This is a genomic window from uncultured Candidatus Kuenenia sp. (assembly GCF_900696675.1).
Lineage (GTDB): Bacteria > Planctomycetota > Brocadiia > Brocadiales > Brocadiaceae > Kuenenia > Kuenenia stuttgartiensis_A.
In genome coordinates, this window is the sequence record NZ_CAADGZ010000124.1 from 1 (window position 1) to 10160 (window position 10160).

A 10160-nucleotide genomic window follows, 5' to 3' on the forward strand; every position below is an offset into this window, starting at 1 on the left:
AAACTTTACGAAAATGTAAAATTAATAATGGTGTATCCACTGTGCAGAGAATTCCGTTCCGTGTTACAACAATCCCAATAAGTTCTTAGTATATGAGGGAGGTGAATCCCCATTCTGAAAAATTAATATCTTTACTCCTGCTTTGCTTCAACTGCTGGCTTTTCAGTAAAAGTTAGGTTGATGCGTATGAGGCACGCCTTGCCACTACAATTATTCTATTCCAGCAGAATAGTGTCTATATCCTCTCTGGCAACACCTCGCCAGAGTCCTTTGATTTTTTCCGGTTCTGTTTTTTCAACTTGGGTAATCTTTTGAATTTTTATGTGATCCGGTTCCGGTGGTTTCCAAAGCATTGCCATATAATCGCCTACATTGCCCACCTTTTCTGATGTAGCCATAGTTATTTTCTCCCTTGAAAATCCGTAGGTGACCAGTGAGTTTATGACTTTTTCCCGCAGATCTGTTCTTCCGTGAAGAAACAGATAGACGTCCTTCTCTACATCTATTTCTTCCGAAGCGTTACTTTGCCGTGATGCAATTCCCAAGAAGACGATAATTGCAACAGCGACAATCTTCCCCCACATTTTCAATCTCTCACGCTTCGTTCTATTTCTTTCCGTGCGAACAGGCTTTATTTTAAGTGTCACGATTTTTCCTTTCTAATCTAATGTTTAGGAATTTCAATAATTTTGCAGAGACGCATTGCATGCGTCTCTACATCAACATCAGCAACAGAATAAAGTCGTTGCCAAACCCAACCTAATCTAAGCTAAATAAACATAGCTTCTTTATGACCATATGCCCGGCATTACAGTTTCGCAGTCTTTGCATTTGTTATCTTCAATATGGTTTTCTAATATTCTGTATCCTGCCCGCCTGACTAAAATATGCCTACAATTAGGGCAATAGGTATTTTTTCCCCGTTGTGACCTGAAACATTGCCTACATAGGGAAAAAGGGCCCTGCATCAAATGCAATTTCCCTTGCATTTTCCAATGTTTTTACTGAGGTGTGCGGCAGGTTTTTTATCCTGAATGTCGGCGGAAAACGGGTAACATGCGCCAAATACACCGGTTTTGATTAACATTCTTCTTGTAATCATAAAACAATACGTCCGTCAAAAATGAATACTTTTAAGATTGCATTCTCACGTAAAAATTGTAACCCTCATGCGCAGCTAAGTCAAGCAAGGGAATGATAACTATATTCAAAATGCTCACAAAATCGGAGTTTCATAAGGGCGGTGGCTCAGGCAACCTGTGTTTGTCCGTGCCACCCTTGCGGAATGATTGCTATGTGTCAATTTGATAAAACACAAACTGTGCACCATTTGAATATAGTGGTGTTTTATAAAATTGACAATTGAAAGAATGTTTAGTATGGTTATTTTTTGATACCTGCTTAACAAAGGCAATACAAGCACTTTCACGATATTTTCTGTTTCGGGGAGGAGTAACAATGTGTAAAAAAGCCGTTTTTTATTTATGCGCCGTTTTTTTGCTATTTCCCGCGATAATTTGTTTCCCGGAGAATCCTCTCCTGGGGGAGAATATTGCGGTAGTTGTGAATGGCAAGAAGATTAAAAAAGACGATGTCGATAAGCGTTTAAACATGTTTAAGGATGCCGATGTTGAAACGTACAATGCAATCCGGCAAGAGATAATCGAACAACTTATCACTGATATTTTACTGGAAGACTTCATCGATAAACAAGGGATTGTTGTCACTCCAATGGAAATGAGCAGGGAACTGCTGCTGATAAAAAAAGAAATTGCCGACAATGAAGGCGAAGCGGACGCCTTTTTAAGGGATATGCTTGCTTCCATCGGTTCGAATTTATATGATTTCGAGAAAACAATAAAACATTCCCTCGCCCTTGAGAAATATTTTAAAGGCTCGCTCGATTCCCAAAACCTGAAAAGATTCTTTGAGAAAAACAAGCATTTTTTTAATGGGGAGGCAGTAAGGGTAAGTCATATTTTTATAGATACGAAAAAATTTAATTCCGGTGATATGGTCGAAAAGGTGGCGCAGTTGATCAATACCTTGAAATCCGAACTTGATAAAGGATCTGATTTTGAAGAACTTGCCCGAGAATATTCTGACTGCCCTTCTGCTTCGAAAGGCGGAGATTTAGGTTTTATTCAAAGGAGGGGCGGTACATATGATGAACCGTTCTTAAGCACGGCATTTTCGCTACGCATTGGGAAAGTAAGTGAACCGGTAAAGTCGGAGTATGGATATCATCTGATAAAAGTTACCGGCAAAAAAGAAGGGGTTGCCGTAAACTTTGAAGATGTTATAGATGATGTACGTTCAACAATGTTGGATGAAGAAATACTTGGATTACTGAAAAGACTCCGAAGTGAAGCAAAGATTGAAATTATACAATAGCGTTTATCACCGCATACCAAATATCCCTCATGGAAAACATTTTTATTTATTAAGGATTTTTTTTACTACCGTAAGTTTCTGCGCCAGATGAAAGGTGATTTTTTCAATTGCCATATCAACAGCGGGGCCAAATTTAGGACCCGAGGTAATCCACCATTCCCATTCGATATGTGAGGTAACGACATCCAATCCTATCCCCTCTGCAAAAACTTCCTCTTCCCACAATTTGTTCCATTTTGCGTCATAGAGCGTGACGAAAAGAGAAAGCTTATGTTCTCCTACCGCATGTAATACCGCCTCCTCGATTTTCAGCCGTATGTCCGAATCTTTTAGGCGAAACTCCAAAATCCCATCCAGTGATTTTTCTTCCGGTAAAGCCGTATCATCAAGGTTATTTAAAAAAATGACTTCTCTAAAGATAATTTGGCAGGTTTCTCTGATTTTTTCAGCAAGAGGTTTTCCTACGGGAAAAACAAAGTCTTGAATACCTATGATGTGATTCGATACTTTTTCAATCTGTTTATGATTTCTCAGGTCGGGGTCGATATAAATACCCATAGTCAATGGTTGCTGTGGTATTTCATAAAGCCTCTTGTCGATTGAAGGGGCTATGGTAACTGGGGGTTTTTGCGTGCTGAAACAACCACCCAGCATCAAAAAAACAAGTAAAACTAAGCTGGTTTTCTTTTTAATACATTTCAACGTTATAACCATTCGCTCTTTTCATTCCTTCGGAATAAATTTTTCAGGCGGGAAATTATTTTCTAACGCGATGTTTTATCTCATCCACTTTATTGGAACATCACTGCTATTTCTCCCAATAAGCACTACGCCTGTTAGTTTCTTTTGACTATTGTACACGGGGTATGATTTTAAGAGTATAGGGTCGCCCGTTTTAAAGTTCAACATTTCTCCGCATATTGAATGGCCTGTTTTTAAGGTTTGCCAGATCAGACAATCTTTGCATGCGGATACAAATTTATGCTTTGTCGCAAAACATTTCTTGTCAACAGGTTTGCCCGGGAAAAATTGCCTGGCAGCCTTGTTTAATTTTTTTATATTAAGTTCTGCATCAAATATGACAATGGGATCTGTTATTGAATCAATGAAAGAGTCGATTCCCCAATGCTTCTCTGAAAATATTAATGATATGCTACGGTTTTTACTGGTTTTCATGGTAAAACACAAATGCAAATGATTTGCAAAAATGACGTTTGCTAACAAGGTATCACTTAATGTTTATGATTTCTATTTACTACATTTGTATCGTTAGTGCAATTATAATGCCATCTTCAAGTTGTTTATGTATACGGCATAAAGTATTTTGCAAACATTGGAGTGTTCTGTAGATAAGTAATTAGAATTATTTTTCAATGGCTTGTCATGCAAAAATTGCGGACATGATATCGTGCGAAAAGAATGAATTTATTGGTAATAATCAGCCAACGAAGCGTTGACACAATGCGCTGGTTCAGGCGGCAATCCCTGAACCAGCCGGGGGATAGCCTTTTAGTAAAATAAAAAAGCAGTTACCAACACACGTGATAACTGCTTTTATAAAATAGCACACTGCAATTGTTTAACGTTAGATTAGTGGCTCCCTGAAGGATGACGAGCTTTTGCGCCAAGATCCAATGACACAAATAGGATGTTCCCTTCTTCCAGGCTAACTTCTTTGTGTGCGCTTTGTCCGCCATGCTCGTGAACGGAAATCGCATATGTACCAGGCCTCAATTCAAATACACAGGTGCCATTATTGCCCGTAGTGCATTCTTCATCACCAACTTTGATTTCAGCGCCCACAATTGGTGTACCAATAGCAATAGCAGTTACCCATAATTTTGCCGGTTTTACGTCGTAAGCCTGTGCTGTTGTCATACCAATTCCTGCGATAAGCGCTGCGCCAAACATTCCCACCAATACCTTCTTTAACATTACTAATTCTCCTTTTCTATCTTTTTGAAATATAACATATAAGACTACTATAGAGTATACAAAGTATTTATCTCCTTCCCTGTATTCCACCCCCTTTCATCATGTATATCGTAGCAACAGTATTGCTCATTCTTTTAAAATAGTGACTTATTATACATTTTAAACTTTCTTCGTCAAGTTATATATTCACCCGTGAACTGTCCGGCGGATAGAGATATTTATGCAAAGACGCCTACCGCTTTTTTTTATGATTGGCGGGATTTTGCGTAACAGTGTAAGCATTTTTCTTTCCAAAAGGGATAGAGGGGAAAACCTGCGTAAAAGCAATTCTTCCCTCTTTTAAAGCGCCTGATAAGGCAAGGCCTCATTTAATTTAATTCCTTTATTTCAAACATTCCCTTTGGAGGATTCAATAATATGATTTTAATTCTCTCGTGCCATAATTCGCCAAATTCCTTTATTTCGGCGTCTGTACCCTTTCCCGTCACTGCCAGCGGCATTAAATCACCCATTTTAGGGTTCATAGGAAGCATGTGATTGCGGTAGCTGATTTCTATTTTTTTATTGTTGTCCATTCTTTCAAATATCACCGTACATACCGCGTTTGGTTCCGCCTCTTCTTCCTCATTAAACGAAAGCAGGTTGTGCCTGTTGTATTTGCCTCCTCCCAGCCCTTTAAAACCTGTTTCTACGGAAGCACCTGTTATCAAAGTAACAACCTGTGATATCGGACCGTTTACCTTGTAGTCCACGCCGCCCTTGAATGTAACCAGAATGCGTCCGCGTTCGGGCATATCATTTTTGTATAAGGTTTTTAAGGCTAATTGCGTCAATTTATAAGCACCGGAAACAGCGGGGCATGAATGCCCGGCAAGCTTTATTACGTCTGTATAGTCAAAGACAAATGGTTCGTTTTTATCAATTGCGCCAAGCACCACCGCAAGCATATCTCTAATCTTTATGGGTTCAACCGTATTAAAAAAAGTCTTGTTAAAACGTGTTTTTTCCATTATTTGAGTTTCTCCTCTCAATAAAAATGTAATAGTAGGGGCGAAGCATTTGCTATAAATTGCAGAAATGCGTTCAGACCCAAACGGGCAAATGCTTCGCCCTTATTTTTTCAAAAAACTACCGTGTTACCGAAAACCCTATTTGTTTGACGACAATTCCAAAGCGTCTCTTTTAATCTTCAAGTGTAGAAATATCTCCGGTAGGCAGTCCTAGGTCTTTCGCCTTTAAAAGTCTGCGCATAATTTTGCCGCTTCGGGTTTTTGGCAGATTTTCACAAAATTCTATTTCGCGGGGATAAGCGTGTGCCGCGAGATGATGTTTTATGAATTTTTTAATCTCCTCCCCCAATTCACTGGAAGGTTTAAATCCCTCTTTAAGGGCGATAAATGCCTTGATGATCTCACCCCTTTCAGGGTCAGGTTTGCCTATGACCCCTGCTTCAGCAACCGCCCGATGTTCAAGCAGGGCACTTTCCACTTCAAAAGGCCCTACCCTATGGCCTGACGTGTTAATAACGTCATCGGCTCTTCCAACAAACCAGAAATAACCTTCTTCGTCTTTATATGCGGTATCCCCGGTGGTATACCAACCCGTTATATTGAAATATTCATTAAAACGGCCTTCGTCTCCCCATACTTTTCTCAACATAGAGGGCCAGCCTGGTTTTAATGCCAGAATACCGTGATGTCCATCCGGGAGTTCATTTCCCTCACTATCAATAATTGCAGCCTTGATGCCAGGAAACGGCTTTCCCATAGAACCGGGTTTTATCGGTATGCACGGATAATTAGCTATCATGATGGAACCTGTCTCTGTCTGCCACCATGTATCATGGATTGGAAGATTGTATACATTCATGCCCCACTTGATGACTTCAGGGTTAAGGGGTTCTCCCACGCTGCAAATATACCTCAAACTTTCCAAATCATATTGAGCAACAAGGTAATCGCCGGATTTCATTAACATGCGTAAAGCGGTGGGAGCGGTATACCATACCGTAATCTTATATGATTGTATGGCTTCATACCACTTATTTACATCAAATCTGCCATCATATATATACATTGAGACGCCGTTTAACCATGGCCCCCACATGCCATATACCGTTCCCGTCACCCACCCGGGGTCTGCCGTACACCAATAAATGTCGTCATCTCTAAGATCCAGCGACCATTTTGTGGTAATATAGTATGAAATCATGTCGTTATGCACATGTGTTATGCCCTTCGGCTTTCCGGTAGTTCCGGAAGTATATAAGAGATACAAAGGATCTTCCATATCCATCCATTCCATTTCAAACCGTTCAGGTGCGTCTTTCATCAATGTTTTATAACATACATTTCCCTCTTCTAATTCATAATCTTCCTTAACACTCACCAGTACAATCCGTTCCAATTTAGGCAATTCCCATAGCACGGCATCAACACGCTCTTTTAATTCAGGTGTAGTGATAAGGACTTTCGCCTCACTGTTCTGCAACCTGTCCCGCACCGCATCAGGCCCAAATGCGGAAAACATCGGGCCTGAAATGGCGCCGAGTTTTGCAATTGCAATCATATTTATAAAAAGCTCCGGCAAACGCGGCAAGAATAAAAAAACGCGGTCTCCTTTGCCTACACCTAATGATTGCAACATATTGGCACATTTATCGGAAAGGATTTTCAATTCCTGAAAGGTATACTTTAAGTGTGTGCCATCAGAACCTTCCCAATACAGCGCAACTTTGTTTTTTCTCCATGTTGTGGCGTGTTTATCTATGGCCTCGTAAGCAATATTTACCTTGTTACCGCCGACACCTAGTTCTTTCTTTACCGTCTCCCATGAGAAATTCTTATGCTGGTCTTCATAACAAATGAGATTAAATGCTTCAGGGTGTTTATTTATTATTTCAGTCTTATTCATAGCGTAACAAACTAAAATGGCATAGCCAGAACCAAACAAACAGGAAATAAAAATACGAAATTCGAAGTGCTACATGCGAAATACGAAACAAATTCCAAAGAGGGAAAATATCCCCCGCTGGGAGGTGCAGAGGGTAGATTCTTATTTAGCATTTTCGGATTTCACAATTAAATATTTTGCCAAAAATGGAGTAGAGGCGAATCATTTGCTATAAATTTTTATAAATGCGTTCATACCCAAACGGGCAAATGCTTCGCATCTACCTTTTCAAAAAACCAACTTGTTAATAAAAACAAAACTTCTTTGTATCATGTATGGCTTAAGGTTGCTAAAGTAGCCAATCCTGGAGAAAGGAGTTAAAGATGAAAAAGAGTTTAGTACGTACGGTATGGGAATGCAAATATCATATTGTGTGGGTACCAAAAAAGCAAAGAAAAATTGTGCAGGGGAAGCTTCTTCAAGAGACTACCCAATCGACGCCCAATTTCCGGTAGACAGTGCCTGCCATACATGATGAAATTCCCTGACATTTTTATTTTTCAAAAAAACTAAAGTGTTGCCAAAAAAAGATTTTTTACCGGATAACAGTGTAGTAATATATTTGGTCATTGGTTAATTGTAAGCTTGTGAAGGATTTTTTAATTTGTGAAATCGGTAGTTCACCTATGATTTCCATTTACTCCTGAACGGAAGGCAAAAATGCATAAATTTATTGTCACGCATCGGGATAGTGAGCTTACGCTGCTTCATTTTATTGCAAATAAACTTTCCTTGTCTAATAAAAAAGCAAAACAGCTTCTGGATGACCGCCTAGTGTTTGTCAATAGAAAAAGGGTGTGGATTGCTTCCTATCAATTAAAACCAGGTGATAGCATTGAGGTTCTTTCCGGTAAGACGCGCCAACCGGAAAAGAAGACATACGATATTCTTTTTAACGATGATTGTTATGTAATTGTTTCAAAACCTCCTGGCATCGTAACAAATGGGCAGAATAGTATCGAGCGTGATTTGCGGACGCAGTTTAACCGTGACCGGATACAGGCTGTTCACCGGTTAGATAAAGATACCTCCGGCGCATTGATTTTTGCTAAAAACGAAAACGCTTTTGAAGAGATGAAAAAGGTGTTTAAAAAACACGACATTCAAAAGATTTATCGTGTAATTGTAACGGGAAAGATTTGTGAACCTGCCTTCACTATCAATAGTCCTGTTGGCGGACAAACAGCCGTAACACACATTACATTATTAAAGAAAGGGAAAAACACATCTTACCTTGAGGTAGCCACAGAAACGGGCAGAAGGCATCAAATCAGAATTCACCTTGCATCCATTGGCCACCCGGTAATAGGAGAAACAGAATACGCACGGAAAGAAATTGAGAATATACTACACAGAGAGGCGAAAAGGCAAATGCTTCATGCGCATAGGATATCCTTCGTTCACCCCTATACAAAAAAGGAAATTTCTGTCACTGCGCCCATTTCCCATGATTTTATACAATGTCTCCGGTTGTTATTTCCCTGAATTATACTGTAGTATTGTTTGACAATCAGGATAAATTAAGAATACGGACAGGCCGCTCCTACGGAGCTATTTACTCTATTGAATTTTATTGTGCTACAAACAGACCGCCCCTAACGGGGCTACATGGTATTTTTTCTATCCCGTGAATTTTTCAAAAAGATAAAATGTTACGGATATAAGCATTTTGCGAAAAATAAAAACAGTAAAAAAAGCTTGTGTTATTTGGTACAAGATAATATTGTTTTATTAGTATGGATACAATTTATAGAGAGACAAAACTAACGGCTTCAATTTCTCCCAGCTTCATAATTGTGATAGCTTTCATTTCTTTTTTCATTGTTAGTAAAGGTGCTGTTTCAGCGATGGGCGGTAAAAATACTATATTAAATGAAGATGCTTTTACCTTACAGCGCAAACAGATGGTAGAAAGGCAGATTGCGAACAGGGGTGTGGCTGACAAAAGGGTATTGGATGCCATGGAATCCGTCCCCAGGCACTTGTTTATTCCGGAAGAAAACCGTCATTATAGTTATTTTGATAATCCTTTGCCGATAGGTTATGGACAGACAATATCCCAACCATACATTGTGGCATTTATGACAGAACTATTGCAGCCGGATGAAGATGCGGTTGTCCTGGAAATTGGCTCCGGCTCTGGATATCAGGCTGCCATTCTTGCCAAAATGGTAAAGCAGGTATATACAATAGAAATAGTGGAAGAATTAGGCCTCCGGGCAAAAGAACAGTTACAAACCATGGGATTTGATAATGTAGAAGTCAGGATAGGCGACGGTTATAACGGTTGGCCGGAACATGCTCCCTTTGACGCCATAATAGTAACTGCCGCAACAGAAAAAATTCCACAACCACTTATTGATCAACTTAAACCATCAGGACGTATGGTAATTCCGGTAGGCGGCGTGTATGAAATACAGGAATTAATATTGATTACAAAAGATGCTTCATCGAATGTTGTAAAAAAATCTATCATTCCGGTCCGGTTTGTTCCACTAATCAGGAAGTGATACTCTGCGTCTGATTCGTAAGCGTAGGAATGAACACCCTGTTTTTCTCAATTTCTCCCCCCACAGTCCACAGTCCACAATGTGCAATGTGCAATGTGCAATCTGCCGATTGCCGATTGCCTACTATGGACTGCCGATTTCTTCCCAAAATAGTTATTTATTCAAAAGTTGGAAAAACACGAGGTATTTTGCTAATATATTGCCATATGAAATTGTGTTTTTCTGTAATAAAATAAATATCACCTAAATCCTGCAAACAAGGCAAAGCCTTGTTGCAGGAATAGGATTGAAATGGTAGGATTTCCAAGGTATTCGGCGGTATATTGATAACAAAAAACACCTGAAAGGAGATTCACCATTTCGATGAAG

General features: G+C 39.5%; 10 protein-coding genes. 3 read left to right on the forward strand and 7 right to left on the reverse strand.

All coding sequences use genetic code 11. The annotated features are described in order from the left end of the window. Positions 1 to 215 precede the first annotated feature (215 nt). Together QZT26_RS14350 and QZT26_RS14355 are read right to left on the reverse strand one after the other, a co-directional pair. Positions 216 to 647, reverse strand: coding sequence for a hypothetical protein (locus QZT26_RS14350; protein WP_197705213.1), 432 nt, complete (start codon positions 645 to 647; stop codon positions 216 to 218). Between the two features lie 320 nt (positions 648 to 967). Further along, positions 968 to 1102, reverse strand: coding sequence for a hypothetical protein (locus tag QZT26_RS14355; RefSeq protein ID WP_261341067.1), 135 nt, complete (start codon positions 1100 to 1102; stop codon positions 968 to 970). Between the two features lie 356 nt (positions 1103 to 1458). Between QZT26_RS14355 and QZT26_RS14360 the strand changes: the two genes are divergently transcribed. Further along, positions 1459 to 2394: a peptidylprolyl isomerase gene (locus QZT26_RS14360; RefSeq protein WP_099325963.1), complete on the forward strand. Its 936-nt coding sequence runs from the start codon at positions 1459 to 1461 to the stop codon at positions 2392 to 2394. A gap of 42 nt (positions 2395 to 2436) precedes the next feature. Here QZT26_RS14360 and QZT26_RS14365 read toward each other — a convergent pair whose 3' ends face one another. The 5 genes from QZT26_RS14365 to acsA form a co-directional block, all read right to left on the reverse strand. After that, entirely contained in the window at positions 2437 to 3108 is a 672-nt protein-coding gene (locus QZT26_RS14365) for a hypothetical protein (protein WP_295103115.1), read from the reverse strand. Between the two features lie 63 nt (positions 3109 to 3171). Continuing rightward, a complete protein-coding gene (locus QZT26_RS14370; RefSeq protein WP_157820625.1) occupies positions 3172 to 3570 on the reverse strand; it encodes a hypothetical protein in 399 nt (132 codons plus the stop codon). 414 nt (positions 3571 to 3984) lie between these two features. Next, entirely contained in the window at positions 3985 to 4329 is a 345-nt protein-coding gene (locus tag QZT26_RS14375) for a hypothetical protein (RefSeq protein WP_099325960.1), read from the reverse strand. A 368-nt stretch (positions 4330 to 4697) separates the two neighbouring features. Beyond that, positions 4698 to 5339, reverse strand: a complete 642-nt coding sequence (locus tag QZT26_RS14380; protein WP_099325959.1) for a hypothetical protein — start codon at positions 5337 to 5339, stop codon at positions 4698 to 4700. Positions 5340 to 5511: 172 nt separating this feature from the next. Next, complete coding sequence (acsA, locus tag QZT26_RS14385) at positions 5512 to 7242, reverse strand: acetate--CoA ligase (RefSeq protein ID WP_099325958.1); 1731 nt, start codon at positions 7240 to 7242, stop codon at positions 5512 to 5514. Positions 7243 to 7941: 699 nt separating this feature from the next. Here acsA and QZT26_RS14390 point away from each other — a divergent pair. Together QZT26_RS14390 and QZT26_RS14395 are read left to right on the forward strand one after the other, a co-directional pair. Continuing rightward, positions 7942 to 8766 (forward strand): RluA family pseudouridine synthase, encoded by an 825-nt coding sequence (locus QZT26_RS14390; RefSeq protein ID WP_099325957.1) that lies wholly within the window; start codon positions 7942 to 7944, stop codon positions 8764 to 8766. Between the two features lie 251 nt (positions 8767 to 9017). Next, positions 9018 to 9791, forward strand: a complete 774-nt coding sequence (locus QZT26_RS14395) for a protein-L-isoaspartate(D-aspartate) O-methyltransferase (protein WP_197705212.1) — start codon at positions 9018 to 9020, stop codon at positions 9789 to 9791. The last annotated feature ends 369 nt before the right edge of the window (positions 9792 to 10160 follow it).

Bases quoted from the DNA above. Each gene is read 5' to 3' on its own strand.
- QZT26_RS14355 (WP_261341067.1), bottom strand. From the start codon at position 1,102: ATGATTACAAGAAGAATGTTAATCAAAACCGGTGTATTTGGCGCATGT.
- QZT26_RS14390 (WP_099325957.1), top strand. From the start codon at position 7,942: ATGCATAAATTTATTGTCACGCATCGGGATAGTGAGCTTACGCTGCTT.
- QZT26_RS14395 (WP_197705212.1), top strand. From the start codon at position 9,018: ATGGATACAATTTATAGAGAGACAAAACTAACGGCTTCAATTTCTCCC.
- QZT26_RS14375 (WP_099325960.1), bottom strand. From the start codon at position 4,329: ATGTTAAAGAAGGTATTGGTGGGAATGTTTGGCGCAGCGCTTATCGCA.
- QZT26_RS14370 (WP_157820625.1), bottom strand. From the start codon at position 3,570: ATGAAAACCAGTAAAAACCGTAGCATATCATTAATATTTTCAGAGAAG.
- acsA (WP_099325958.1), bottom strand. From the start codon at position 7,242: ATGAATAAGACTGAAATAATAAATAAACACCCTGAAGCATTTAATCTC.
- QZT26_RS14365 (WP_295103115.1), bottom strand. From the start codon at position 3,108: ATGGTTATAACGTTGAAATGTATTAAAAAGAAAACCAGCTTAGTTTTA.
- QZT26_RS14360 (WP_099325963.1), top strand. From the start codon at position 1,459: ATGTGTAAAAAAGCCGTTTTTTATTTATGCGCCGTTTTTTTGCTATTT.
- QZT26_RS14380 (WP_099325959.1), bottom strand. From the start codon at position 5,339: ATGGAAAAAACACGTTTTAACAAGACTTTTTTTAATACGGTTGAACCC.